Raw genomic sequence first — 25,698 nt, 5'->3', positions numbered from 1 at the left:
CGACGTGCACCGGCTATTGCAAGCGCGTCATCGCCTCGGCGGCGATCATTCGCGCTTCGCCTTCGAGCCCGACATCGTGGAGCGCGCGGATCATCGTCGCGAACATCGCAGGCGATACGCCGCCCCAGCTGACCTTCTGCAGGCCCACCGCAACCAGCAGCGCGACCGTCGCCGGTTCCCTGCGTTCGGCGGCCTGGAGCAGCATCCGGGCCCAGCTGCTGCGATTGTCGAAACCGACCTTGTAATCGACCAGCAGCTTAAGCTGCTCCGGTGTGTTCATCCGGTCCAGCCCGGCCAGCGCGCCCAGCAGCAGCCTGAGCTTCTGCGGATTCGCTTCCGCCCAGCGATCGGCAACGCCGGCCAGCCGGTCCGCCGAAAGATCGACAGAAACGCGCGGCGTTCCCACCGCCAGAATCGCCCAGGCCGCATCGCCCTTCTCAGGCGACATGCCGGCGATCACCGGCGCCCAGCGCGCGGCCTTGCGATCGAACCCCGCCGACATCATCGATCCGACCAGTTCGGCGACATCGCCCGAACGGCTGGCGTCGGGGGCGATCCGCGCCGCGGCACGTGCCGTCAGGATCAGACTGGCGTAGCGGTCGACGCTCTTGCCTTCGCCCAGCCCCTCGCCGGTCCAGAAGCCGCGCATGGACGACAGGCGGCCCCCATCGCCATCCGCGACATAGCAGGCACGCAGCCGCCCGGCGGGGGTATCGCTGGTGATCTCGCCGCTATCTTCCCCCGCCTGCGCGTAGAGATCGACCAACGCCGAACTGGAGAACACGCCCAGCCGCGCCGCAGTCATCGCCGCGTCCAGCCGCTCGGCGGCCGGGATCATCGGCGCGCGCGCCGACCAGGCAAGCACCTGCGGCCCCACCGTCTGTACGAGGTCCGACGGAATGGTGAGGCCCAGCGCGCTCGCGATGCCGAAGCGCCAGCTGGTCAGCTGGTTCACCCCCGCCCATTCGACGTTGACGCTGCGGCGTCCCGCGCCGTTCACGCCCATCATCCGCTCCGCCAGCTGGATATCGATCCCCTGCGGATCCTTGGTGCGGCGGCGCGCCTGATCCATCAGCACGTCGGCAATGGCGCTATCGCCCGACAATGCCGCGCAGATCGCCCGCGCCATCGGCCAGAGCGGTTCCCTGCTGCGGATCTGCCCACCATCGGCCAGCGGACAGAGCCCCGCTGCGTCGGCGGTGGCAAGAGCGCTCTGGCCGGCGACGGCATAGAGCTTGGCGTTAAACTTATCGACATCGACGCCCTGGACGAGCATCCGCGCCCCATCGGCTTCTCCCATCCTGAGGAGGAGCCAGGCCCGTTCCGCCACCCAGTCGGGCGCGGCGACATGATCGGGCGTGCCGACGCGGGTCAGCAGCGCGCGCCGCAGCGTGATCGACGCCCAGCGCGATGCGATCGGCACGTCGAGCCGCCGCATGAGCGTCGACAGGAAGCGCCCATCGCTTTCGCCCCATGCAGCGCGGCCAAACCCTTCGAATGGCCCCGCGACGTCGATCGAGCGACGCGCCGAATCAGGCAGCTCCGAAGGCGGCTCGACGGCCGGCTCCTCGTCTGCCGCCGAGGCGAAGATCGCAGGATCCAGCTCGAATACAGGCGGCGCGGCGGGTGCCGGCGGCGCGGTAGGCTGCCCCGGCGCCGGCGTGCCGACCTGCTGCGGACGGTTGGAAGGACCGGGCTGTGTGCCGAAGCCGGGAGGAAGCAGCGATTCCTGGGCCAGAGCGGCGGCGGCGGCCAATGCGACCGCCCCGGCCGTCAGCGCGAAAACCGCCTTCTTACTTGGCCTGAGCTTCATTCAGCATCGCCTTCTCGACCGTCACGGGCGGCTTCTCCGGATTGACGAAGCTCAGCGCCAGCAGCGCCCCGATGATGATGACGACGACACTCAGTAGGATGAAGCTGAACCGCGACATGTGGGTATCCGGATGGTTGCAATGGAGACGCTTTTGCCCGAGGGGGCGGCCATGTGTATAGCCCTCGACGACATGCCGCAAAGCCTGCCGCCAAATCTTCCGCGTTTTGATCGCCCGCTCGTCCTCATCGGCCTGATGGGCGCCGGAAAGTCGACCATCGGCAAGCGCCTGGCGGCACGCCTTCACCTTCCTTTCGTCGATGCCGATCATGAGATCGAGCGCGCCGCCGGCCTCACTATCCCGGAGATTTTCGAGCGATTCGGCGAGAAGGAGTTTCGCGATGGCGAACGGCGGGTGATTGGCCGGCTGATCGACGGCAAGCCGAAGGTCATCGCCACCGGCGGCGGCGCCTTCATGCAGGACGAAACCCGCGAACTGATTCTGGCGCGCGCACTGGCTATCTGGCTCGACGCCGATATCGACGTTCTCGCCGAGCGGGTTCAGCGCCGCGAAGGCAGTCGGCCGCTGCTCAAGGACCGAGATCCTCGCGCAGCGCTCGCCGAGCTCGCCGCGATCCGCAACCCGGTCTATGCGCTGGCGCCTTTTCGCGTCCGCAGCCAGCCACTGCCACACGACGCCACCGTCGACAACATATTGAAGGTTCTTGCAGAATGACCGTCCGTGTCGCGCTGGGCGAGCGCAGCTACGATATCCGCATCGAGGCCGGCGCCTTGGACCGGGCCGGCGAACTGCTCGCCCCCTACGCCACCCGTGGCCGCTTCATTGTCGTGACCGATAAAAATATCGTTTCTAATCAGCTGTACAGACTGGAAAGTTCACTCACGGCAGCAGGTATCGCCAGTGCCGCCGAGGTGTTGCCGCCGGGCGAATCGACCAAGAGCTGGAAGATGCTCGAGAAGTTGAGCGACGCGCTGCTCGCCTACGGCGTGGAACGCAACGACACGATCATCGCGCTCGGTGGCGGCGTGATCGGTGATCTGGTCGGCTTCGCGGCTTCGATCCTCAAGCGTGGCTGCCGCTTCGTGCAGATTCCGACGACCCTGCTCGCCCAGGTCGATTCATCGGTCGGCGGCAAAACCGCGATCAACAGCAAGGCGGGCAAGAACCTGATCGGCGGCTTCTATCAACCCGCGCATGTCCTGATCGATCCTACGACGCTCGACAGCCTGCCGCAGCGCCAGCTGCGCGCCGGCTATGCAGAGGTCGTCAAATATGGCCTGATCGACGATCCGGCCTTCTTCAGCTGGTGTGAGGATAATGGCGGCAAGCTGCTGAGCGGCGACGGCAACGCGCGCACCCATGCCATCACCACCAGCGTCAGCGCCAAAGCGAGAATCGTCGGTGAGGACGAACGCGAGACCAGCGGCCGGCGTGCGCTGCTGAACCTCGGCCACACCTTCGGCCATGCGCTCGAAGCCGAGGTCGGATTCTCCGACAAGCTGCTCCACGGCGAGGCGGTTGCGGCCGGCATGGCGCTGGCCTTCCGCTTTTCGGCGTCGCTCGGCCTTTGCCCAATCGAGGACGCCCGCCGCGTCACCGCCCATCTCGAAGCCGCCGGCCTGCCGGCAACCCTGCAGGCCGCGCGCGTCGACGCCAGCGGCCAGGTGCTGGTCGCGCACATGATGCACGACAAGAAGATGGAGGGCGGCCAGCTGCCTTTCCTGCTGGCGCGGGGAATTGGGAAGACCTTCCTGGAAAAGAAGGTAGACTTGGCAGCGGTCAAAGCGTTCCTGGACAGCGAGCGCGGCTAGCCCGGATTTCTCAAACAATCAGGTGCATCGGGGTTCTGAATTCACGGATCGGGCTGATTCAGCCGGATCCGATCAAGGTCTAAGCGAATATTTTTCTCTGCCGGCCAGCTGTTGAACGCGCACCTCGGCCGACGCTCACGCGACCCGGGCCAAGGGGCAGGCTGAAAGCAGCGGCGATCAGTCCGCGAGCGGAGCGGATAGCCAGGCGCGCGCTTCGGCCTCATCGAAAAACACTCCGAGCGGCTGGTGGGAAGTTCGCTCGACCTGAAGCTTGGACAGCATTTTGGCCACCACGACGGCGGATCGTTGGATCGACCGAAAGTTCTCATCGTCTGACAGCGTAGCGAAAGCGGCAGAAACCTCCGGTGTCGTCACCGACATTTCCCGCACGTCCGCAAGTAACGAAAGGTCGGGGTATCTGGCCTTTAATCGGCGCAAGGTCGTGGCAAATTCCTCGCCGTAGCGCTTCACGTCAGCGACGCCCCAAAAGCCAAAGAATCGTGTGGTTAAGACTCGATTCTTCTCGTCAAAGTCAATCTCGTACATGGCGTTCCCCACTGACGATTAGCCCGGATTTCTCAAACAATCGGGTGCACCGGGACTCTGAATCTGAAATAATTCTTCTGCACCAAAGGCTTACCTGACAGCGGAGGAGTTTCCCCGATGCCGACAGAGTGTAGTGCAAAATCCTTCGGGTTTGAACGCGCAGAATCGCGTGACGTGGTGGCGCTGTTTGACGGTGGCGCGATCACGAACGATGCCGGGAACCTGCTTCTGGGAGCGACGGATCCGGCGATCGGGCTGCTGGATCGGCTCGTTGAGTGTTTTTCGGATCGGCAGCGGGCGGATTTGATCGAGCACGGCGTGGGCACGCTGGTGAGCCAACGGGTGTTCCGGGATAGCGCTGGGCTATGAGGATCTGGTCGATCATGACGAACCAGACAGCGCACACGCCCCGTTCCCCACCAATCCCATCATGCCAAAACGAAGCCCTCCGCGCCTGCGCCGCCGCCATCAAAAGACAGGGTGAGAAATCCGGGCTAGCTCCGCGCCCACATCCTTTCAGACGACGCTAGCGCCGCCGCAGGCACAGCGCCGCAAGCCACATCCAGCCGAGGATCATCGCCAATCCTCCCAGCGGCGTGACGGCGCCCAGCCAGCGCGGCCCGCCGAACGCCATCGCATAGAGCGTGCCCGCGAACAGAGCGGCGCCCAGCAGAAAGAGCGCGGCAGGCCCTCTCGCCTTGCCAAGCGCCACCAGCCCCGCCACGGCGTGGATCATCTGGTAATGCGCCCCGGTGTTCAGCCATTCGGCCGGCTTGCCCTGGACGCCATGGGCTCCATAGGCCCCGGCGATCACCGCGATTGCGCCCGACAGCGCCAGCAGCGCGGCCAGCGGATCGCCTGCCGCCTTCCCTCTTCCCGTTCTCATGGAGCCTTACCCTCCTCCGGCTCGAGATCGAGGCTTCGTTCATGGTTGAACATCGTCTCGCGCTGGATGGCAATGTCGCCGGTCGCCATCTGGGCCTCGAGCCGCGATCCGTCGCGGCGGCGATATTCGCCCTCGACCTTCTCTATGTTTTCCGCGCTGACCCCGACAGCTGCAAGCGCCTCGGATCCGAGCATCACCGCCGACTCGAACAGTTCGCGCACGGCACCGGCAATATCGAGCCGCGCCAGCACCATCATATGCCGCCGGTCGAACGCCCGGACCAGCACCGCCGCGTTGGGGAAGGTGCTGAGCACCGGCTGAAGCTCCTTCTTGCCGAGCTGGTCGCCGTCGACGCAGAAGATGATCGCCCGCGCCTGCTCGGCTCCGGCCTGGCGCAACAGGCCGACCCGGGTGCCGTCGCCATAGTGGACTTTGACGTCGAAGGCCTGGGCGATATCGATCTGGTCGACCTTGCTGTCGATGATGCTGACTCGGATACCCGCCGCCAACAGCATCTGCGCCACGGTCTGACCGAAGCGGCCATAGCCGACGACGATCGCCATCGGCACATCGCTCCCGTCGGGGCCTTCGCGCTCCTCCTGCCGAGGTGGAGCGGCAAGGAAGCGGCGCGACACGATCATCAGGAACGGCGTCGTCGCCATCGACAGCGTCACCACCGCCCCGAACAGACTCGCCGCTTCCGGCTGGATCAGCAGCGCGTCGCGCGCCTGGCTGAACAGCACGAAGGCGAATTCGCCGCCTTGGCTCAGCAGCAGGCCGAAGCTCAGCGCCCCGCGGTTCGATACGCCGAACATCCTGGCGATGCCGAACATGACGCTGGCCTTCGCGGCCACCACTGCGAACGCCATTGCGATTACGAAAAATGGCCGTTCAGCAATGACATGGAGGTCAAGCATCATACCGACTGCGATGAAGAACAAGCCCAGCAGGATCGTGCGGAACGGCTCGACATCCGCCTCAAGCTCATGGCGGTACGGCGAGTCCGCCAACATCACGCCGGCGACGAAGGCGCCGAGCGCGGTCGACAGGTGCAGTGCCTCCATCACCGCTGCACTGGCAAGGACGGTGAACAGCCCGGCCGCCACGAACAGCTCGCGCTCGCCCAGATTGCCGACCAGCCGGAACAGCGGGTTGATGAGGTAACGCCCTGCCAGCACCAGGCCCGCCACCGCCGCTACGCTATACAGGCCGAGCAGCCACCCCGGCGGTGTGCCGGCAACGGGCGGAGTGCGCGACAGCGTGGCTATGATCGTGATCAGCGGGATCAGCGACAGGTCCTGGAACAACAGGACGGAGAAGGCACGCTCGCCGCCGGGCGTGTTCATCCGGCCGGCGGAGCGCAGCATCGGCAGTACCTGCGCGGTCGAGGACAATGCCAGCGGCAGGCCCAGCGCAATGGCGGCCGCACCGCTGAACGCGGTTGCTACATAGATCAGCGCGCTGAGCACCAGCCCGCAGATCACCACCTGCGCAAGACCAAGGCCGAAGATGTCGCGGCGCAGGCGCCAGAGCCGGTTGGGATGAAGTTCGAGGCCGACCAGGAACAGCAGCAGGACGATGCCGAGTTCGGCGATCCCCAGCTTCGACTCGGCATCGCCGATGAGCCCGAGACCCTGCGGTCCGATCAGGGCGCCCGCGACGATATAGCCAAGCGTCGCGCCGAGCCCGAGCCGTCGGAACAGCAGCACGAAGACAATCGCGGCGCCAAGCAGCAGCACGCCATCGCGCAGCAGCAGGGCCGTGTCGGCGGCTTCGGTCATTCTGCGGTGCCGCTCGCGGCCTGGGCGGCGGCTTCGGCCACCGCTTCGAACGCCAGCCGGATCGACGCGTGGCGTGCGGCGTGCGGTCGCGCTGGCGCGAACAGTTCAAGACCCGGCCATTCGCCGGGATCATTGCGCTCCCCCGCCAGAAAGGCGGTAAGCGCATCTCGCGCCGAGGCGAGTTCCGCCGGCGTTCGTCCGATCGCATGTTCGCCCATCAGCGCCGCCGAGGCCTGGCCAAGCGCACAGGCGCGGACCTCCTGGCCCAGCTCGGCGACCCGGCCTTCGCGGTCGACGACAACGTCCACCGTCACCCGGCTGCCGCAGATCGGCGACCGTTTCGACACCGTTGCCTGCGGATCGGCAAGGCGCGCCTGATGGGGGATGCTGGTGGCAAGGCGGAGGATGTTCGAATTGTAGAGCGCAGCCGACATACGTTCCATGTAGGGTGGTTTTCCCCCGATCACCACCACCAGATCAGCCTCGCAGAGGCCGGAGCTCAGCCCTCGAGCTGACGGATCAGCAGCCTGACGTCGGCATCGAGTTCGGCGTCGGTCTGGCGCAGCTTCTCGATCTGCTTGACCGCGTGAATCACGGTGGTGTGATCGCGCCCGCCGAAGCGACGGCCGATTTCGGGTAGCGAGCGTGGCGTAAGCTGCTTGGCGAGATACATCGCCACCTGGCGCGGCCGGGCGACTTCGCGGGCGCGGCGCGCGCTCGACATCTCCGCCTGCCGAATCCGATAATGATCCGAAACCTTGCGCTGGATCTCGTCGATCGTCACGCGGCGCTGGTTCGCACGCAATATGTCGGCCAGTGTCGCCTGGGTGAAATCGACATCGACGGGTTTGCCGGACAGCGCGGCATAGGCGACCACCCGGTTGAGCGCGCCCTCCAGCTCACGGACATTGGCGCTGATCCGGCGCGCGAGAAACATCACTACGTCCTGCGGCACATTGGCCTGTGGCATGCCCTGAAGCTTGCGGGTGAGGATGTTGAGGCGTAGCTCGAAGTCGGCCGGGTTGACGTCGGCGACCAGCCCCCAGGACAGGCGCGACAGGATACGGCTTTCGATCCCGTCGAGATCCTGTGGCGAACGATCGGCGCTGATCACGAGGCGGCGGCCCGCCGAGATCAGCTCGTTCATCGTGTGGAAGAATTCCTCCTGGGTCGATTCCTTCCCCGCGATGAACTGCACATCGTCGATCATCAGCAGATCGGCCGCACGCAGCCGCTGCTTGAAGCTGAACGTGTCCTTCGCCCGCATCGCCGAGACGAACTCGAACATGAACTTCTCGGCCGACATGTAGACAACCTTGGCGCCCGGATGACGAGCCAGATATTCATGGCCGATCGCATGCATCAGGTGGGTCTTGCCGAGCCCGGTTCCGCCATGAAGAAATAGCGGGTTGAAGACGAGCTTGCCTCCCTCGGCCAGGGTACGCGCCGCATTATAGGCGACCTCGTTCGCTTTGCCGACAACGAAACTTTCGAACGTATAGCGGCTTTCCAGCGGGGTACCGCAGCGCACGCCGGCATCCGCGCCGATCGGCTCATCGACGACGACGGCGTCGGCCGGAGTCGCTTCCGCGGGCTCCGCCGAAAACATCGCAGGCCGATCGGCGCCCGATGCCGGGACAATCGAGACCTGGCGAATCTGTGGCAGAAGCGCGCGCCATCCATGAAGCAGGTGCTCGACGAAATGGGTCGTAGCCCAATTGGCCATGAACTCGCTGGGCGCGACGAGCTTCAGCGTGCCGCCCGCAAGATCGCATTCGCCGAGCGTCAGCGGCTTCAGCCAGCCATCGAAGGTGCGCGCGCCGATGCCGCGCCGGAGGTTGGCCCGGATCGTCTCCCAAGCCTGCGCCAGCGCGACATCGACGCCGCCGCCGGTCGGCGAACCGTCGTCCATGTCCCACCCGCCAATGTCTTGAGGCACGCCAATTCCCTCCCGAGCAAACAAGGTCTGCTCCCCCGAAATACTTCGATTTTGAGGGCAACGCCCTCCCCCAGTCCGGAGGCATATCCCCCGGAACACCCGTATTGAAATCATCTAGAAACCGGTTGCGACAGAATCGCGCTCCAGCCACGGGGGCACTCTATGGAGAAGGCGGGACACCGATCAAGAGCATCAATTTTGTCACCAACCCGCAATATGGCTTGACACGCGATAAGCCGGGCACTTGCTGGGGAAATTATTTTTTATTATATACTTACAGATAGTTAGGGATACGCCCCGCAACGAATCAAGCTTATTCCGAGGGTTACGTTTCGATGACGCAAATATGACGAAAGCCCGCCGGCGTTGCTGCCGGCGGGCTTGCTGTCTTCGAAATCTACGCTTGCGCGGCGCTCAGGCGAGCGCGGACACCCGCTTCGTCAGGCGCGAGAATTTACGGGCAGCCGTGTTCTTGTGGACGACGCCCTTCGAGACGCCACGGAACAGTTCGGGCTGGGCGGCGGCGAGTGCGGCGGCGGCGGCCGTCTTGTCGCCGGCAGCGAGCGCGGACTCGACCTTCTTGACGAAGGTGCGGATCCGGCTGACCCGGGCACCGTTGATTTCGGCGCGACGGTCGTTGCGACGGATGCGCTTTTTTGCCTGCGGCGTGTTCGCCATGCTCGATGTAACCCTAGCTAAAATGACAAAACAGCGGGAGAATCCACTCCCGCCGGGAGGCCGCGCCAATACACAGCGGCGCCAACATGGTCAACCACCGACTGATGCGCCGTGGCTATCTCTGGCATTTCGGGCAGTAGAAGGTCGAACGCCCCCCATCTACCCGCCGCGCGATCGTCGCTCCGCAGGAACAGCCCTCGCCTTCGCGGCCATAGACGCGCCATTGCTTCGCGAAATAGCCGAGCTCGCCATCGGGCCGGGCATAGTCGCGCAGGGTAGAGCCGCCGGCATCGATCGCCGCAGCCAGTACTGCGCGGATCGACTCGACGAGGCGGTCGAGCCGCTTGGCCGCAATCCTTCCCGCCTGCGTCGTTGGCGCGATCCCGGTCATGTGGAGCGCCTCGCACACATATATATTGCCGAGACCCGCCACGATCCGCTGATCCAGCAGCATCCCCTTGATGGGTGCGACGCGGCCATCGAGCGCCCTGGCCAGATAGGCGCCGGTCAGTTCCGGTCCGAGCGGCTCCGGGCCCAGCGCCTTGAATGCCGGGAAGTCGGCGAGGTCCTGCTTGCGCACCAGATCGACCGATCCGAATCGCCGCGGATCGCAGAGCGCCAGTACGCGCCGCTCATCGGTTTCGAGAACCAGATGATCATGTCGGCCGATCTCCAACGGATCGATCCGCCACCGACCCGACATGCCGAGATGGAAGATCATCACATCTTCGCGATCGGTCTCCAGCAATCCATATTTGGCGCGCCGCCCGAAGCCGATGATGGTCGCACCGGTCATGCGCTGGCGCAGGTCGGCCGGGAATGGCCGCCGGAGATCGGCACGCCGCGTTTCGACGCGGGTGAGGCGGTGGCCTTCCAACGGAGGCCGCAGGCCGCGGACGGTGGTTTCAACCTCTGGAAGCTCGGGCATGAGCCGGACCTAGACGACAGCGCGTCGCCGTGAAAGCGTCGATCTTGCGGTGCCACGGGCTGAACATCGCGATCAGTGTTTCGCGGAATGACAAAATACCGAGACATGGTTTGCGGCCGGGGCAAGCTGAAGCTAGAGCGTCCACCATGAGCGACACCGTTTCCTTCGGCTACACCGACGTCTCCCCCGACGAGAAAACCGCGAAAGTCGGCGAAGTCTTTCGCAGCGTGGCAGAGCGTTACGACCTGATGAACGACGCCATGTCGGGCGGGATGCATCGGTTGTGGAAGGACCGCTTCGTTCGTCGGGTGAAGCCGCGCGCAGGCGAGGCCATCCTCGACATGGCAGGCGGCACTGGCGACATCGCGTTCCGTCTGGCCCGCTCCGGCGCGCAGGTCACGGTCTCGGACATCAACGGCGCGATGCTGGCGGTGGGCCAGGAACGCGCCAAGAAGCGCGGCATCGCAGGGCTCGCCTGGTCCGAGCAGAATGCCGAGACGCTCAGCTTCGCCAACGGCAGCTTCGACGCCTATACGATCGCGTTCGGCATCCGCAACGTCACCCACCGCGTACAGGCGCTGATCGAGGCGCATCGCGTGCTGAAGCGCGGCGGGCGCTTCTTCTGCCTCGAATTCTCGACGACGCTGTGGCCGGGCTTCAAGGAAGCCTATGACGCCTATTCGCATCGGCTGGTTCCGAAGCTGGGCAAGCTGCTCGCCGGCGACGAGGAGAGCTATCGCTACCTCGTCGAATCGATCCGCCGCTTCCCGACGATGGACGCGTTCCGCGCGGAGATCGATGCGGCCGGCTTCGTGCAGACCAGGGTCGAGCCGATGCTCGGCGGCCTCGTCGCCATTCACAGCGGTTGGAAGATTTGACGACAAGCGTAACCCATGTCTGGCGGTTGCTCCGCTGGGGCCGCACGCTCGCGCGCCACGGAGCGCTGCGCGGGATCGAGCGCGATCCGCTGACCCCCGCGCCGGTGCGCCGTCTGGTACGGCTGGCACGGTTCGGCGCCCGCATTCCGAAGCAGCCCGCTTATGCCGAAGCCTTCGAGGCGCTGGGCCCGGCGGCGATCAAGCTCGGCCAGGCGCTGGCGACACGGCCCGACCTGGTCGGCGAACAGGCAGCCTCCGAGCTGTTCCGGCTGCAGGATGCGCTTCCGCCGGCGCCCTTCCCCGCCATCCGCGCTGCGATCGAGCAGAGCCTCGGCAAGCCGATCGAGGCGATGTTCTCCTCGTTCGACGAGGTCGCGGTCGGCGCGGCTTCGATCGCGCAGGTCCATCAGGCGGTGACCACCGAGGGCCGTACCGTCGCGGTCAAGGTCCTGCGACCGGGGATCGAGGAAGAGTTTGCCCGCGCGCTCGAGACATATGAATGGGCGGCCGCGCATGCCGAACTGATGGGCGGCGAGATCGCCCGGCTACGCCCGCGCCTCGTGATCGCGACCTTCCGGCAATGGACCGCCCGCGAGTTGGACCTGCGGCGCGAAGCGGCGTCCGCTTCCGAGCTTGCCGAGAATATGGCGGCCGTGCCGGGCTTCATCGCCCCGGCGATCGACTGGAATCGCACTGCCCGCCGGGTGATGACGATGGAGTGGATCGACGGCGTCAAATTCGCCGATCGCGCCGCGCTGTTGGAGGCTGGGCATGATGGCAAGGCGCTGGCGAAGCTGCTGGTCCAGGCGTTTCTGCGCCAGGCTATCGCAGACGGTTTTTTCCACGCCGATCTTCACCAGGGCAATTTGTTCGCGCTGCCCGATGGTCGCATCGCCGCCATCGACTTCGGCATCATGGGGCGGATCGACAGGCGCGCGCGGGTCTGGCTGGCCGAGATCCTGCACGGGCTGATCACCGGCAATTACCGGCGCGTGGCCGAGATCCACTTCGAAGCCGGCTATGTTCCGCCCCACCATAATGTCGGCGAGTTCACCACTGCGTTGCGGGCTGTCGGCGAGCCGATCCGCGGGCTTGCCGTCAAGGATATATCGATCGGCCAGATGCTCGACGGCCTGTTCGGCATCACCCGCGACTTCGACATGCAGACCCAGCCGCATCTGCTGCTGCTGCAAAAGACCATGGTGATGGTCGAGGGCGTCGCGACGACGCTCGATCCCGATCTCAACATGTGGGAGACCGCTGGCCCGTTCGTGAAGGAATGGCTCCGCTCCGAGCTCGGCCCCGAAGCCTGGCTCGCGGACCGGATCGCCGGTGACCTGCGGACCTTTGCCAGCCTGCCCGAACTGATCCGCCGCATCGAGGCGCAATATCCCGCGCCCGGCGCCGCACCGCCGCCACCGCCGCTGCGCGAAGTGCAGGTGATCCGCATCGCGACCGGCTGGCGTTATGCGGTGGTGGCGGTGCTCGCGGCGGCGGCTGGCGTCGGCGCAGCGCTGCTCCTACACTGAGACCCATGATCGCTCCCCGTATCCTGCTGATCATCGGCGGCGGTATCGCAGCCTATAAGGCGTGCGAGCTGGTGCGACTGATCCGCAAGGGTGGCGGCAGCGTGCGCTGCGTGCTCACCGAGGGCGCGCAGCATTTCGTGACGCCCATGACATTGGCCGCGCTCAGCGAGCAGGAGGTCCATACCAGCCTGTGGGATCTCAAGAACGAGACCGAGATGGGCCATATCCAGCTTAGCCGGGAGGCCGATCTGGTGGTGGTCTGCCCCGCCACCGCCGATCTCATGGCAAAGATGACGGCGGGCATAGCCGACGATCTCGCCACCACGCTGCTGCTCGCGACCGACAAACCGGTGCTGGCCGTGCCTGCCATGAACGTGCGGATGTGGCTGCATGCCGCGACCCAGCGCAACGTCGCGCGGTTACGGGGCGACGGCGTGACGGTGCTCGATCCCGACGACGGAGCCATGGCCTGCGGCGAGTTCGGGCCGGGCCGCTTGCCCGAGCCGCCATTCGTCTGGGACGCCATTCGCAAGCTGCTCGATGACCGCCGCGCCCGGCCCGCGCCCGGGATCAAGGGCGGCGCGCTCGCTGGCCGGCATGTGCTGGTGACAGCCGGCCCGACCCATGAGCCGATCGATCCGGTTCGCTACATCGCCAACCGTTCGTCCGGAAAGCAGGGCTATGCGATCGCCGCCGCCCTCGCCGAGCTGGGCGCCCGGGTGACCTTGGTTTCCGGCCCCGTGAGCCTGCCGACGCCGCACGCCGTCCATCGCGTCGATGTCGAAACGGCACGGGAGATGGCCGCCGCCGTCGAGGCGGCATTGCCCGCCGACGCCGCCGTCATGGTCGCGGCGGTGGCCGACTGGCGCGCCGAAAGCGCATCGGGTCAGAAGATCAAGAAGGGCGCGTCCGGGCCGGCACCGGCGCTCACCCTGACCGAAAATCCCGATATCCTCGCGGGGCTCGCCGCAAGCGAGCGCCGCCCTCGCCTTCTGATCGGCTTTGCCGCGGAAACCGAGCAGGTCGTGGATCACGCCATTGCCAAGCGCCGGCGCAAGGATGCCGACTGGATCGTTGCCAACGATGTGTCCGGCGACGTCATGGGCGGCGACAGCAACAGCATCCATATCGTCACGCGCGACGGAGTCGAAAGCTGGGAGACACTTCCCAAGGCCGATGTCGCGCGCCGCCTCGCCGCAAGGATCGCCGATGAGTTCGCCTGAAATTGGAATTCGACTGAAGCGCCTCGACCATGGCGCGGGCCTGCCGCTGCCGGCCTATGCCACCGCCCATGCCGCCGGCCTGGACGTGGTGGCGGCCGAGGATGTGACGCTCGCCCCCGGTGCGCGGCACGCCGTGGCGACCGGGTTCGCGATCGCCATTCCCGAAGGCTATGAGGTCCAGGTCCGCCCACGCTCCGGCCTCGCGCTCAAGCACGGCATCACTTGCCTCAACACGCCCGGTACGATCGATGCCGACTATCGCGGCGAGGTGAAGGTCATTCTCGCCAATCTCGGCGGCGAGCCGTTCGAAGTGAAGCGCGGGGAGCGGATCGCTCAGCTCGTGCCGGCGGCCGTCCAGCGAGCGGCCTTTGCCGAAGTCGATGAGCTCGACGAGACGGTACGCGGTATCGGCGGCTTCGGGTCGACCGGCCGCTGACCCTTCATCGCTCATGCGCTAAGGTGCCGTCATGTCCCTGACCGACCCCCAACTCGACCGCTACGCGCGCCACATCATCCTGAAGGAGATCGGCGGAACGGGGCAGCAGGCACTGCTTGCGGCGACGGTCGTGGTGATCGGCGCCGGCGGGATCGGATCGCCGGCGATCCAGTATCTCGCCGCAGCGGGGGTCGGACAGCTGCGTGTGATCGACGACGATGTCGTCGACCTCTCCAACCTCCAGCGCCAGACGTTGTTCGGTACCGCCGATATCGGCCGGCCCAAGGCGTCTGTCGCCGCCGAGCGCGTCGCAGCGATGAACCCCGATGTTGCCGTGGAGCCGGTGACGGTGCGGATCGACGCCGGCACCGCCGATTCGCTGCTCGCCGGGGCCGACCTGATCCTGGACGGGTGCGATAATTTCGATACCCGACTCGCCATATCCGATGCGGCAACGCGGCTGCGCATCACGCTGATATCCTCGGCGGTCGGCCAGTTCGACGGACAGCTGGGGGTATGGCGCGGCTGGGAGGCCGGCAAGCCCTGCTATCGATGCCTCGTCGGCGACCAGCCGGGACGGCCCGATGTCAGCTGTGCCGACCAGGGCGTGCTCGGGGCGCTGACCGGCGTGATGGGTAGCCTGGGCGCGATGGAGGCAATCCGCGCGCTCACCGGCTTTGGCGACGATCCGGCCGGGCGGCTGTTGCTGGTCGATGCGCTCGCCTTCCGCTTCCGCACCATCATGGTCCCCAAGGACCCGAAATGCCGATGCGCGGCCTGACGATCCTGGTGGCCACCGCCGAGGCGGAACGGCTCCATGCCGCGTTGACCTATGCCGCCGCGGGCGCGGCCTGCGGCCATGCGGTGCGGGTCCATCTGCACGAAGGCGCCGTCGCGCTACTGCGCCCGCCGCTGACTGCAGCGGCCGATCCGGCCCGCACCGCCGCCGGGCTGCCGACGCTTGGACAGATACTGGACGAAGCGCTCGACCAGGAGGTGGCGATCACGGTCTGCCAGAGCGGCCTGGCGCTCGCGGGGTTGAGCCTTGCTCAGCTCGATCCGCGCGTCGAGGCGCAGGGCGCTGTCGGCATGCTTGCAGCGCTGGGCGAGGACCGGCTGATCACCTTCTAGCGTCGGACAAGGCCAGGCTAGGCGAAACGACCCGGCGCATAACGGCCCGGATCGATATGCTGCACCGGCTGCGGCAGCGGCCGCCTCAGCAGCAGCGCCGCTCCTATCATCGCCGCCGCGGGGGCGGTCTGGATGCCGAATCCGCCCTGCCCCGCAAACCAGAAGAAACCCGGTGCGTGCGCGTCATAGCCATAGATCGGCAGCCGGTCGGGCGCGAAACTGCGCAATCCCGCCCAGGCGCGCTCTCTCCGCACGATGCGCCAGTCGACGACCTGCTCGAGCCGATCGATCGCGATCGCGATGTCCAGCTCCTCCGGCGCGGCGTCGCAGGCGGCGGTCGGTGTCTCGTCATGCGGCGACAGCCAGATGCGGCCGCCCGCCTCGGGCTTGAAGTAGAATTTTCCTTGGACGTCCATCACCAGCGGCATCGCCGGAGATGCCGGGGGATCGACCTGCAGCTGAACCACGGTGCGGCGATGCGGGGTTATCGGGATCGGCGCCGCACCCGCGAGTGTCGCGACCTCACCCGCCCAGGCGCCGGCTGCATTGACCACCAGCGGCGCCACCACGGCGCCGGCGTCGGTCTCGATCCGCCAGGCTTCGCCATCGCGGATGACTGCCCTCACCCGCGCATCGACGAGCAGGACCGCTCCGGCCCGCTTGGCACGGCCGAGATAATGGGCATGGAGGCCGGCCACATCGATATCGCGGCAGCTCGGTTCGGCCACCCCGCCCCCTTCGCCGGAGCGCAAGCCAGGTATCAGCGCCGCCACGCCCTTGGCGTCGAGCCGCTCGAACCGGACAACCTCGCCATGGTCATGCAACAGCGCGGTCAGCGCCGCCTCGCCGGTGCGGCCGACGAGATGGACGGCGCCGCGATCATGGAGAAAGCCATTGTCGTCGAGATAGGCATGAGACGCGGTGGTCAGCGGCTGAATATCCGGGCCGCCATAGCTTTCGGACCAGAATGCCGCCGAGCGTCCCGTGCTGTGATAGCCTGGCTGCGGCTCGGCTTCGATCAGGATCACACGCGCCGCATCGCCGATCTCGGCGGCCAGGCTCGCGCCTGCCATGCCGGCGCCGATGATCGCGATATCAGCCGGGATGTTCGCTGTATTCATGCAAGGCGTTTAGGTTTTGGTAAGGCGTCGCGTCTAGCCTCCTTAACCATGACTGTTCAACTTCCCGATATCTTCGGTATCCTGCTGGCCGTCCTGCTGCTGATGGCGGCGTGGAGCGATATCAAGACGCGCACAATCTCCAACGAGCTGAATGCGACGATCGCCTTGATGGCGATCGCCTTCTGGTGGGTGGCAGGCGAGGCGCTGTGGCCCGATGTCGCGATCCGGATCGGTGTCGCTCTCGGCCTGTTCGCGCTGTGCGCGCTGCTGTTCATGCTGAGGATGATGGGCGGTGGCGATGTGAAGATGATCGGCGCGCTGGCCCTGTGGCTCTCCTTCGATGCGCTGATCGCGATGCTTGCGGTCATGGCGCTTGCGGGCGGGGTCATCACCCTGGCCCTGCTCATCCGCCAACGCTGGCGGCCGAACCTCCCCCACCCCGAGATCCCCTATGGCGTGGCCATCGCGATCGGCGGGCTGTGGGTGATCGCGAACGGCTTGTTAACCATATCCGGGGCATAGCGGTACGACAGGTCCGGATCGGACCTCATATTTTAACGCCCCTGTTGGGCGAAGATTGGGTCTGAACCGATGGATGCCAGGAAGTTGCTTCTGTTGATCATGGCGCTGGTAATGGCGGGGATTTCCGCCGTGGTCGTGCGCGGTATGTTCGGAGGCAAGAGCGAGGCAGAAGCTGCGCCGATGATGGCCGCCCCGCAGCCGACCGGCCCGGAGGTCGCGGTCGCGGTCCGCCCGCTCCCCGTCGGCACGATCATCGGCCCGGAAAGCTTCCGCTACCAGCGCTGGCCCGCCGAACTCGTCAACAAGACCTATTATATCAAGGGCGAGAGCGACCTTGCCGCGCTGAACGGCTCGGTGGTCCGCTATGCGGTCACGGCCGGTGCGCCGGTCACCCAGGGCGCGCTGGTCAAGCCGGGCGATCGAGGCTTCCTGGCGGCCGCCCTCGGCCCCGGCATGCGCGCCGTCACGATCTCGGTTTCGGCACAGTCGGGCGTGGCCGGTTTCGTCTTCCCAGGGGACCGCGTCGACCTGATGCTCACCCAAGAAGTGCCGGGCGGCGGCGACGGTCCTCCGCTCAAGGCCGCCGAAACCATCATCCGCAACATCCGCGTGCTCGCCGCCGACCAGCGCACCGACAAGACCGTCGACGAACAGGGCAAGACCGTCGTCGCCAACACCTCCAGCGTCACGCTCGAGGCGACGCCCAAGATCGCAGAGAAGATCGCGGTGGCGCAGACCATCGGCCAGCTTTCGCTGTCGCTCCGCTCGATCGCCGACGACAAGGCCGAGCTCGAGGAGCGGATCGCCCGCGGCGAGGTCACGTTGCCCGCCGATGCCGATCCCAAGGTGGAGCGCCAGATGCTGCTCGAAATAGCCTCGCGCCCGATCGACACCGACACCACCTACACGGTCGGCGCCGACGTATCGCGGTACCAGCGCTCCAGCGTGCCCGCCAAGCCCGGCGGCAGCGCCTCGAGCTCACCCGTTTCCAACACGGCCGCACCGACCGGTCCCGTCGTTCGCGTGGCGCGCGGCAACAATGTCACCGCCAGCACCGTGGGAGCCAAGTGAAGATGCGCAGGCTTATCCACCACACATTCGGCACCGCCCTGATGGGAGCGGTCGCGCTGGCACCGATCGCGACGGCAACAGCCGCCATATCGAGCGGCGGCAGCGGCGTCCGAACCGCGACGATCGGCAAGCCGGCGGAGACGACGACGCTGTCGATCGGTTCGGGGCAGATGGTTGCCCTGCCCAGCGCGATGAGCGACCTGTTCGTGGCGGACGACAAGATCGCCGACGTCCAGGTGCGCTCGTCGACCCAACTCTACATCTTCGGCAAGGGACCGGGCGAGACTGCTGTCTACGCCACCGACAAGGCCGGCAAGGTGATCTGGTCGTCGATCGTCCGGGTCGGCAGCAACATCACCAGCGTCGATACGATGCTCAAGCTGGCCATGCCCGAGGCAGCGATCACCGCAACGACTATGAACGGCATCGTCCTGCTGACCGGTGCGGTCGCCGCTCCGAGCGATGTCGAAGAAGCGCAGAAGCTGGTCGAGCAGTTCGTCGGCAAGGATATCCAGGTGGTCAACCGGCTGAAGTCGGCGGTGCCGCTGCAGGTCAGCCTCCACGTCAAGATCGCGGAGGTCAGCCGGCAGTTCGCCAAGAATATAGGCGTAAACCTGCTGAGCCGCGACACCACCGGTGGCTTCCTGTTCGGCATAGGCCAGGGAAATCCCGGCACGGTAAAGCCCTTTGTCGACCCCAACACCGGAACCACATTCCTAGGGTCATCCCAATATACGTTCAACAACGCCACAACGGGCACCACCCTGGGCCTTGCTGGACATCTCCTGGGTCTGGACCTGCTCGCAACGCTTGACCTGGCCGAGAATGACGGCCTCGTTACGACTTTGGCAGAGCCCAACCTGACCGCGATCTCGGGCGAGACCGCAAGCTTCCTGGCGGGCGGCGAAATACCCATTCCCATCGCGCAGGGCCTCGGCGCCGTGTCCGTGGAGTTCAAGCAATATGGCGTGAGCCTGTCGTTCACACCGACCGTGCTGGCCGACGGCAGGATTTCGATGCGGGTGCGGCCAGAGGTTTCCCAATTGACGGACGCGGGTTCGGTCCGCCTGAACGGCTACACCATCCCCGGCATCTCCACCCGCCGCGCGGAAACGACAGTGGAACTCGGATCGGGCCAATCCTTCATGATCGGCGGCCTGATGTCGAACGGACAGAATAGTTCGCTCGACAAGGCGCCGTTCCTGGGCGACCTCCCGGTGCTCGGCGCGCTATTCCGCTCGAATGGGTTCAAGCGCAACGAGACCGAACTCATGATCGTCGTGACACCCTATCTGGTTCGCCCGGTATCACAGAACCAGGTCGCGCTGCCGACTGCCGGCTTCCGTGCGGCGACCGATGGCGAGCGGATCATCGCGGGGCAGAGCTTCATGGGCAAATCAGGCGAGAAGAGTCCGATCCCGATCCCTGCGCCGCCCCGGACGGTTCTGCCCGGAGATCGGGCCTCCAAGACCGATCGCTCGTCCCAATCGAAACCCGCGTCGATACCCGACGCCGGCTTCTCGCTGAATTGATGAGAGGTTGATCATGAGACTCCGGATCGCTTCTCTCCCACTCGCAATCATCGCCGCAGCCCTGCCCGGCGGGGCGGTCCATGCGGACCGCTTCAATCGTGGCGTCGACTCGGTCCACCAGCCGGTGGTCCAGCGCAGCGACTATGTCATGGATGTTCCCGGCAACGGCCTCGACCCGGCTGAAGCTTCGCGCATCGCGCAATGGTTCGACGCGATCAGGGTTGGCTATGGGGATCGCATCAGCATCGACACGAGCGTCGGCACAGCGGCGTCGAACAGCGACATCGCCGCCATCGCCGGTCGCTACGGCCTGTTCGTCAGCGACGGCGCGCCGGCGACGGAGGGCGCGATCGTGCCCGGCAATGTCCGCATCATCGTCAGCCGATCGACGGCCAGCGTTCCGAACTGCCCCGATTACAGCCAGCCGTCGCAGCCCAACTTCACCGCCGCCGCCTCGTCAAACTATGGCTGCGCAATGAACTCCACGCTGGCGGCGATGGTCGCCAACCCGGAGGATCTGGTGCGCGGCCAGGAAGCGCGGGGATCGACCGCCGAGACCGCCGCCAAGGCGATCCGGATATGGCGCAACGCCGAACCGACGGCGACCAAGGGGCTGAAGATCGAATCGGTGAAGGGCGACAACTGATGAACGCGCCTTTCAACGCCCATCCCAAGCAGCAGACCCGCAACCCCTTCGCGGCCTATGTCTGCGACGATATCAGCGCGGAACTGCTCAAGCCGCTCGTCTTCGAACTCGGCTGGGCGCCCGAATCCGTCGGCAAGGGCGGCCTGCGTGCGGCGATCCAGTCGCTGTCGGTATCGGCGAGTCCCACCATATTGTTCGTCGATCTCGCCGACTCGGTCGATCCGCTGAGCGACGTCAACGCGCTTGCGGAGGTCTGCGAGCCAGGCACGATCGTGATCGCGGCCGGCTCCACCAACGACGTCAGGCTGTACCGCGAGCTGCTCAACAGCGGCATCCAGGATTACCTGCTCAAGCCCTTTACCGCCGATCAGATCCGCGATTCGCTGGCCCAGGCCCAGATGATGCTGATGGGCCCGCGTCACGGCATGGCGGCCGAAGACAAGATCCACCTGATGACCGCGGTCATCGGCGTTCGTGGCGGCGTCGGCGCCTCCACCGTCGCGACCTCGATCGCCTGGCTGATGGGCGAAGATGGCGGTCACGGCACCGCGCTTCTCGACCTCGACGTGCATTTCGGGACCGGCGCGCTATCGCTCGACCTGGAACCGGGCCGCGGCCTTACCGACGCGATCGACAACCCGACCCGCATCGACGGGCTGTTCCTCGAGCGCGCCTTGGTGAAAGCGAATGACAAGCTTTCGGTGCTGTCGTCCGAGGCCCCGATCAACAATCCCATCAACACCGACGGCGGAGCCTATTTCCAGCTGCAGGAGGAGATGAAGGGCGCATTCGAATGCACCGTCGTCGACGTTCCGCGCGGCATGATGGTGCAGCACCCCCACCTGTTCCACGATGTGCAGTCGGTGGTGCTGGTGGTGGACCTCACCCTCGCCGCGACACGCGACACGATCCGCATCCTCGCATGGCTGAAGAACAACGCTCCGCAGGCCGGCGTTCTGGTGGTCGCCAATCGCGTCCACCCGAGCCTGACCGAGATCAGCCGCAAGGACTTCGAGAATTCGATCGAGCGCGAGATCGATTTCGTGCTGCCGTTCGACCACAAACAGGCGGTGAACGCCGCCAAGCTGGGCAAGCCGCTCGCCGAAGCGGCCAAGACCGCCAAGATCGGCCAGGGGCTGGCAAAGATCTCGCAAAAGCTGCTGGAGCTGTTGAACGACGATTTCACCGCCGACGGTAAGAAGGCGAAACCGTCATTGCTCGACGAGCTGGCCGCCATCTTCAAGCCCAAGTCCAAGATCGCCAAGAAATGATCGGGCGGGTGATCGCGATCCCATGATCACGGCGCTGTTCATGATGGTCATGGCGGTGGTCATGACCATGTTCTTCTTCGTGGTCGCCCGGCCGCCGGCGCAGCGTGCGCTGGTTCGGCGGCTATCGGGCGTGCGGGGTCGCTATAACGTCAGCGGTGAGCCTGTGGTCAACGAGCAGGTCCGCAAATTGCTGGCCAGCCGCGCAGCGATGGCGCGCAAGGAAAATACCCTTCTCGACCGCTTCCTGCCCGATCCGCTCGACATCCAACGCAAGATCCAGGCTGCCGGCAAGAAGTGGACGGTGAAGCAATATTTCATCGGCAGCGCGGTAACCGGCCTGATCCCGTTCCTCGGGCTCGGCATCGCCGGCCTGCCGGTGTGGATGGCGTTGATCGCAGGGACCGGCGCAGGGCTGGCTTTGCCCAAATTCTGGCTTAACATGCTCGGCAAGCGCCGCCTCGCCCAGTTCGTCGCCCGCTTCCCCGACGCGATCGAACTGCTCGTGCGCGGCCTGCGCGCCGGCCTGCCGATCGCGGAGACGATGGGTGCCGTCGCGACCGAGATCGACGGACCGGTGGGCAGCGAATTCCAGGCGGTCTGTGATCGCATAAAGATCGGCCGCACGCTCGAGGCGGCGCTGCAGGAGACCGCCGACCGGATGGGTACGTCGGAGTTCCAGTTCTTCGTGATCACCCTTGCCATCCAGCGCGAGACCGGCGGCAATCTCGCGGAAACGCTGTCGAACCTGTCCGAAGTGCTGCGCAAGCGTATGCAGATGAAGCTCAAGATCGCCGCTATGTCGTCGGAATCCAAGGCATCCGCCTACATCATCGGGGTACTGCCGTTCATGGTCTTTGGCCTGATCAGCGTCATCAGTCCCAACTATATGGGCGCCTTCTTCCATGACCAGCGGCTGATCATCGCCGGAATGGGCGGCATGGTGTGGATGTCGATCGGTGCGTACATCATGCGCCAGATGATCAATTTCGAGATCTGAGGCGGCGATGGACCACGCAGTCACCCCGCATTTCTTCAGCACGCTGATCTCGATTGGAATCGCGCTGACCACCGCGATCATCATTCTGATCGTCGGCCACGGGCTGGTGAAGTCGGTCGCACGCGATCCCATGTCGCGCCGGGTGCGCGCACTCAACGATCGGCGCGAGCAGCTCAAGGCCGGCGTTGCCGCCTCCAAGACGCGCCGCCGCGCCAACATGGAGAAGAAGACCAGCCTCTCCATCAATCGGATGAAGTCGATCCTCGGCAGCATGAAGATGCTGCAGGATTCGCAGCTCAAGACGGCGTCGCTCAATCTGTCCCGCGCCGGCATCCGCACCAAGGACGCCGCGATCACGGTGATCTTCTTCCGCCTGGTTGCGCCGATCCTGGTCGGCGGCACCGCCGCGATCGGCGTCTACCTGCTCCACTGGTTCCCCGACGCCAGCGCGTTCAAGAAATACATGATCGTCGCTGGCACGCTGCTCGCCAGCTACAAGGCGCCCGACATCTATGTGAAGAATCTGGTCACCAAGCGCCAGCACGCGATCCGCAAGGCCCTGCCCGACGCGCTAGATCTGCTGGTGATCTGCGCCGAGGCCGGCCTGTCGGTCGATCTCGCCTTCAACCGGGTCGCACGCGAGCTGGCCAAGGCCTATCCGGAACTCGGCGACGAGTTCGCGTTGACCGCCATCGAACTCGGCTTCCTGACCGACCGCCGCCAAGCCTTCGAGAATCTCGCCCAGCGGGTCAATCTCGACTCCATCCGCGGCGTCGTCACGACGTTGATCCAGACCGAGAAATACGGAACGCCACTGGCTGCGGCGCTCCGCGTGCTTTCCGCCGAATTTCGCCACCAACGCATGATGCGCGCCGAGGAAAAGGCCGCGCGGCTGCCGGCGATCATGACGGTGCCGCTGATCCTGTTCATCCTTCCGGTGCTGTTCATCGTGATCCTCGGCCCCGCAGCCTGCTCGATCAAGGACAATGTGATGCATTGAGCGGCGGCCATTGCAAAGCAATGGCCGGAACGTCCTTCCTCCGGAACGGTTTAGCCTCGCATCAGATTGGGAGGCTTTCATGCCGGCTTTTACCACTAACCAATGGGTCATCCTTGGCCTCGTCCTGATCCTCGGCTGGTTCCTGGGGCTGCTGACGACGGCAGGCCGACGCAAATGGCGGAGAGCGTTCGAGCAGGAGCGTGTGGAACGCATCGCTGCGGATGCGGAGGTCGATAGGCTCCGCGCGCGGCTGACGGCGCTGGAAGGCGAACGCGACCGGCGGGCAGCGCTCGAGCGGGAGCGCGACGACCATATCGCGCGCGCGACCGCCAGCAACCAGCGCATCGTCGAACTCGAGAAACGTCGCCAGCCGGTTAATGAGGGCATGGCCGGCGACGGCAGCGCCGCCGCCGGCCCGCGCGACGATCTTTCGCGGATCTTCGGCGTCGGGCGCAGCGGAGAGGCCAAGCTCAACGAATTCGGCATCCACCGCTATGCCGATATCGTCACGCTGTCGCTGTCCGACGAGGCCGCGCTCGAAGCGAAAATGGGCCTCGCGCCGGGCACCATCGCCGAAGAGCGCTGGCGGGATCAGGCCGAGATGCTCCGCAAAGGCAAGTTCGACGAGCATGCCAGGATGTTCGCCTAGCCGGGACGCCGAACGGCCTCTCCGTCGGCCGGCCACTGCCGATGCGCGTCACCTGAGCAGCGCGGGCCTCTGCCGATAGGTGCCCCAGCGCCAGATCCACTCGACTGGCCCGTAGCGCAGCAGCTTGAACCAGAGCGTCGCGAAGGATGCTTCAACCAGCAGAATGGCTAGCGCGACGAGCCACAGCTGCGGCCAGGACAGGCTGTTCCACAGCCCGAGGCCGAAGCCCGAGAAGACGAACGCGGCGATCAGGCTCTGGCCGAGATAGAGGGTGAGTGCCATCCGCCCCATATCGGCGAAACAGGTCATGATGCGGGGCGCGATACCCCTGCGCCAGAGCAGCAGGAACAGGCCGACATGACCGAGCGTCATGGCCAGCCGGCCCGGCTGGTCGATCAGCGCGCTGAGCAGGGTCGGTCCACCGTCATGGCTCCAGATCAGGACGATGTGGGTCAGCCGCAAGGCCAGGCCCATGCCATAGCCGAACGCGACCATCCGGATCGGCAGGCGGCGATCAGTTCCGGGCTCGAACAGCCGCTCGCGGTACAGACCCATGCCGATCAGCATGAAGGCGGCTGCGTCGCCCACCCAGCGATAGGTCAGCGCGTTCATCGTCCAGTTCCAGCTGACATAGCTCATATAGTCGAATGCCTGCCAATAACCGCCAAGCCGCGCCGCAGCTTCGCGATCCAGCATTGCTGGAGAGTAGATCGTTGCAAGCGGCGATATCCCACGCGCCTCATGGGCCGCCCATGCTGAAATCAACATCAGGATGACCCCGGCAGCCGCGAACAGCTGCGCGGGCTTGAGCCGGTGCAGGATCAACACGACGGTACCGGCGAGCGCATAGACGACCAGGATGTCGCCCGGCCAAAGCAAAAGCGTGCTGTCGACGATCCCGAACAGCAGCAGCAGCACGAGCCGGCGCAGATAGAGGCGCGAGCGATCGGCGCTCGGATCATCGCCGACGAAGATCAGCAGCCCGACGCCGAACAGCATGGAGAACAGCCCGCGCATCGTGCCGGTGATGAACAGCTGGGCGATCGCCCACACCTGCCAGTCGGGATCGCCGAGGGTCGGCACGGTGAGCGGCCGGTCCATCGCGATCGGGCCGCCCATGTCGAAGATGTTGACCAGCAATATCCCGCACAAGGCGATACCGCGCAGCGCGTCGATCGAGGCGATGCGCGCGGCCGGATCGACCGGATGCGCGGCAGTCATGGCGCGCGGGACCCGCTGACTTCTTCGTCATCCCGGCGGAGGCCAAGATCTCGGGAGGCAAGGATGCGCC

At 65.8% G+C, this 25,698-nt stretch carries 28 protein-coding genes; 17 read left to right on the top strand and 11 right to left on the bottom strand.

Annotated elements, in window-relative coordinates:
- Positions 1-13 precede the first annotated feature (13 nt).
- Together AC1DPF_RS13320 and AC1DPF_RS13315 are read right to left on the bottom strand one after the other, a co-directional pair.
- On the bottom strand, positions 14-1,813 hold the full coding sequence (locus AC1DPF_RS13320; RefSeq protein WP_477961820.1) for a hypothetical protein: 1,800 nt from the start codon (positions 1,811-1,813) through the stop codon (positions 14-16).
- Entirely contained in the window at positions 1,794-1,931 is a 138-nt protein-coding gene (locus tag AC1DPF_RS13315) for a hypothetical protein (RefSeq protein ID WP_477870637.1), read from the bottom strand. The genes AC1DPF_RS13320 and AC1DPF_RS13315 overlap by 20 nt, the downstream gene beginning before the upstream one ends.
- Positions 1,932-2,003: 72 nt before the next feature.
- Between AC1DPF_RS13315 and AC1DPF_RS13310 the strand changes: the two genes are divergently transcribed.
- The gene (locus AC1DPF_RS13310; protein WP_477961884.1) at positions 2,004-2,546 is read left to right on the top strand and encodes a shikimate kinase; all 543 of its coding nucleotides are present in this window, start codon (positions 2,004-2,006) and stop codon (positions 2,544-2,546) included.
- A complete protein-coding gene (gene aroB / locus AC1DPF_RS13305) occupies positions 2,543-3,643 on the top strand; it encodes a 3-dehydroquinate synthase (protein ID WP_477961818.1) in 1,101 nt (366 codons plus the stop codon). The genes AC1DPF_RS13310 and aroB overlap by 4 nt, the downstream gene beginning before the upstream one ends.
- 177 nt (positions 3,644-3,820) lie before the next feature.
- Here aroB and AC1DPF_RS13300 read toward each other — a convergent pair whose 3' ends face one another.
- Complete coding sequence (locus AC1DPF_RS13300) at positions 3,821-4,189, bottom strand: STAS/SEC14 domain-containing protein (RefSeq protein ID WP_477870633.1); 369 nt, start codon at positions 4,187-4,189, stop codon at positions 3,821-3,823.
- A 117-nt stretch (positions 4,190-4,306) separates the two neighbouring features.
- Between AC1DPF_RS13300 and AC1DPF_RS13295 the strand changes: the two genes are divergently transcribed.
- Entirely contained in the window at positions 4,307-4,558 is a 252-nt protein-coding gene (locus AC1DPF_RS13295) for a transposase (RefSeq protein WP_477961816.1), read from the top strand.
- Between the two features lie 157 nt (positions 4,559-4,715).
- Here the strand turns inward: AC1DPF_RS13295 and AC1DPF_RS13290 are convergent, their stop codons facing one another.
- The 6 genes from AC1DPF_RS13290 to mutM all read right to left on the bottom strand — a co-directional run bounded on the left by AC1DPF_RS13290 (position 4,716) and on the right by mutM (position 10,401).
- Positions 4,716-5,075 (bottom strand): DUF423 domain-containing protein, encoded by a 360-nt coding sequence (locus tag AC1DPF_RS13290; protein ID WP_477870629.1) that lies wholly within the window; start codon positions 5,073-5,075, stop codon positions 4,716-4,718.
- On the bottom strand, positions 5,072-6,856 hold the full coding sequence (locus tag AC1DPF_RS13285; protein WP_477961815.1) for a cation:proton antiporter domain-containing protein: 1,785 nt from the start codon (positions 6,854-6,856) through the stop codon (positions 5,072-5,074). The genes AC1DPF_RS13290 and AC1DPF_RS13285 overlap by 4 nt, the downstream gene beginning before the upstream one ends.
- Positions 6,853-7,290, bottom strand: coding sequence for an iron-sulfur cluster assembly scaffold protein (locus tag AC1DPF_RS13280; protein ID WP_477870862.1), 438 nt, complete (start codon positions 7,288-7,290; stop codon positions 6,853-6,855). The genes AC1DPF_RS13285 and AC1DPF_RS13280 overlap by 4 nt, the downstream gene beginning before the upstream one ends.
- 65 nt (positions 7,291-7,355) lie before the next feature.
- The gene (dnaA, locus tag AC1DPF_RS13275) at positions 7,356-8,768 is read right to left on the bottom strand and encodes a chromosomal replication initiator protein DnaA (protein WP_477870860.1); all 1,413 of its coding nucleotides are present in this window, start codon (positions 8,766-8,768) and stop codon (positions 7,356-7,358) included.
- A 441-nt stretch (positions 8,769-9,209) separates the two neighbouring features.
- Positions 9,210-9,473, bottom strand: coding sequence for a 30S ribosomal protein S20 (gene rpsT / locus AC1DPF_RS13270; protein ID WP_477870625.1), 264 nt, complete (start codon positions 9,471-9,473; stop codon positions 9,210-9,212).
- Positions 9,474-9,588: 115 nt separating this feature from the next.
- Positions 9,589-10,401, bottom strand: coding sequence for a bifunctional DNA-formamidopyrimidine glycosylase/DNA-(apurinic or apyrimidinic site) lyase (gene mutM, locus AC1DPF_RS13265; RefSeq protein ID WP_477961813.1), 813 nt, complete (start codon positions 10,399-10,401; stop codon positions 9,589-9,591).
- Between the two features lie 146 nt (positions 10,402-10,547).
- On the opposite strand from mutM, the gene AC1DPF_RS13260 reads away from it, so the two are divergent.
- The 6 genes from AC1DPF_RS13260 to AC1DPF_RS13235 are packed head-to-tail and all read left to right on the top strand — an operon-like array spanning position 10,548 to position 15,598.
- Positions 10,548-11,279, top strand: coding sequence for a class I SAM-dependent methyltransferase (locus AC1DPF_RS13260; RefSeq protein WP_477870621.1), 732 nt, complete (start codon positions 10,548-10,550; stop codon positions 11,277-11,279).
- Positions 11,276-12,808, top strand: a complete 1,533-nt coding sequence (gene ubiB / locus AC1DPF_RS13255) for a 2-polyprenylphenol 6-hydroxylase (protein WP_477961811.1) — start codon at positions 11,276-11,278, stop codon at positions 12,806-12,808. The genes AC1DPF_RS13260 and ubiB overlap by 4 nt, the downstream gene beginning before the upstream one ends.
- Positions 12,809-12,813: 5 nt before the next feature.
- Entirely contained in the window at positions 12,814-14,031 is a 1,218-nt protein-coding gene (coaBC, locus tag AC1DPF_RS13250; RefSeq protein ID WP_477870617.1) for a bifunctional phosphopantothenoylcysteine decarboxylase/phosphopantothenate--cysteine ligase CoaBC, read from the top strand.
- Positions 14,018-14,467, top strand: coding sequence for a dUTP diphosphatase (gene dut / locus AC1DPF_RS13245; protein WP_477961809.1), 450 nt, complete (start codon positions 14,018-14,020; stop codon positions 14,465-14,467). Before coaBC ends, dut begins: the two co-directional genes overlap by 14 nt.
- A 31-nt stretch (positions 14,468-14,498) precedes the next feature.
- Positions 14,499-15,248, top strand: coding sequence for a HesA/MoeB/ThiF family protein (locus AC1DPF_RS13240; RefSeq protein WP_477870613.1), 750 nt, complete (start codon positions 14,499-14,501; stop codon positions 15,246-15,248).
- Entirely contained in the window at positions 15,230-15,598 is a 369-nt protein-coding gene (locus tag AC1DPF_RS13235) for a DsrE family protein (protein WP_477870611.1), read from the top strand. Before AC1DPF_RS13240 ends, AC1DPF_RS13235 begins: the two co-directional genes overlap by 19 nt.
- 17 nt (positions 15,599-15,615) lie before the next feature.
- Here AC1DPF_RS13235 and AC1DPF_RS13230 read toward each other — a convergent pair whose 3' ends face one another.
- Complete coding sequence (locus AC1DPF_RS13230) at positions 15,616-16,719, bottom strand: NAD(P)/FAD-dependent oxidoreductase (protein WP_477961807.1); 1,104 nt, start codon at positions 16,717-16,719, stop codon at positions 15,616-15,618.
- 48 nt (positions 16,720-16,767) lie between these two features.
- Between AC1DPF_RS13230 and AC1DPF_RS13225 the strand changes: the two genes are divergently transcribed.
- From AC1DPF_RS13225 to AC1DPF_RS13190, 8 genes are all read left to right on the top strand, one after another.
- Positions 16,768-17,241: an A24 family peptidase gene (locus AC1DPF_RS13225; RefSeq protein ID WP_477961805.1), complete on the top strand. Its 474-nt coding sequence runs from the start codon at positions 16,768-16,770 to the stop codon at positions 17,239-17,241.
- A 69-nt stretch (positions 17,242-17,310) separates the two neighbouring features.
- On the top strand, positions 17,311-18,312 hold the full coding sequence (gene cpaB, locus AC1DPF_RS13220; RefSeq protein ID WP_477961803.1) for a Flp pilus assembly protein CpaB: 1,002 nt from the start codon (positions 17,311-17,313) through the stop codon (positions 18,310-18,312).
- Between the two features lie 2 nt (positions 18,313-18,314).
- A complete protein-coding gene (locus AC1DPF_RS13215; RefSeq protein ID WP_477961801.1) occupies positions 18,315-19,844 on the top strand; it encodes a type II and III secretion system protein family protein in 1,530 nt (509 codons plus the stop codon).
- A gap of 13 nt (positions 19,845-19,857) precedes the next feature.
- On the top strand, positions 19,858-20,490 hold the full coding sequence (locus tag AC1DPF_RS13210; protein ID WP_477870601.1) for a CpaD family pilus assembly protein: 633 nt from the start codon (positions 19,858-19,860) through the stop codon (positions 20,488-20,490).
- Positions 20,490-21,761 (top strand): CpaE/TadZ family protein, encoded by a 1,272-nt coding sequence (locus AC1DPF_RS13205; RefSeq protein ID WP_477870599.1) that lies wholly within the window; start codon positions 20,490-20,492, stop codon positions 21,759-21,761. Before AC1DPF_RS13210 ends, AC1DPF_RS13205 begins: the two co-directional genes overlap by 1 nt.
- Before the next feature lie 22 nt (positions 21,762-21,783).
- Positions 21,784-22,758, top strand: coding sequence for a type II secretion system F family protein (locus tag AC1DPF_RS13200; RefSeq protein ID WP_477870597.1), 975 nt, complete (start codon positions 21,784-21,786; stop codon positions 22,756-22,758).
- 7 nt (positions 22,759-22,765) lie between these two features.
- Complete coding sequence (locus AC1DPF_RS13195; protein WP_477870595.1) at positions 22,766-23,758, top strand: type II secretion system F family protein; 993 nt, start codon at positions 22,766-22,768, stop codon at positions 23,756-23,758.
- A gap of 79 nt (positions 23,759-23,837) precedes the next feature.
- Positions 23,838-24,407 carry a hypothetical protein gene (locus tag AC1DPF_RS13190; RefSeq protein ID WP_477961799.1) on the top strand — a complete coding sequence of 190 codons (570 nt, stop codon included), beginning with the start codon at positions 23,838-23,840 and terminating at the stop codon, positions 24,405-24,407.
- Between the two features lie 48 nt (positions 24,408-24,455).
- Here AC1DPF_RS13190 and AC1DPF_RS13185 read toward each other — a convergent pair whose 3' ends face one another.
- The gene (locus AC1DPF_RS13185) at positions 24,456-25,628 is read right to left on the bottom strand and encodes a DUF418 domain-containing protein (protein ID WP_477961798.1); all 1,173 of its coding nucleotides are present in this window, start codon (positions 25,626-25,628) and stop codon (positions 24,456-24,458) included.
- Between the last annotated feature and the right edge of the window lie 70 nt (positions 25,629-25,698).

The sequence above is a fragment of the Rhizorhabdus sp. P4_G6 genome (assembly GCF_056401045.1).
This window is presented reverse-complemented; position numbering and strand designations above follow the sequence as displayed.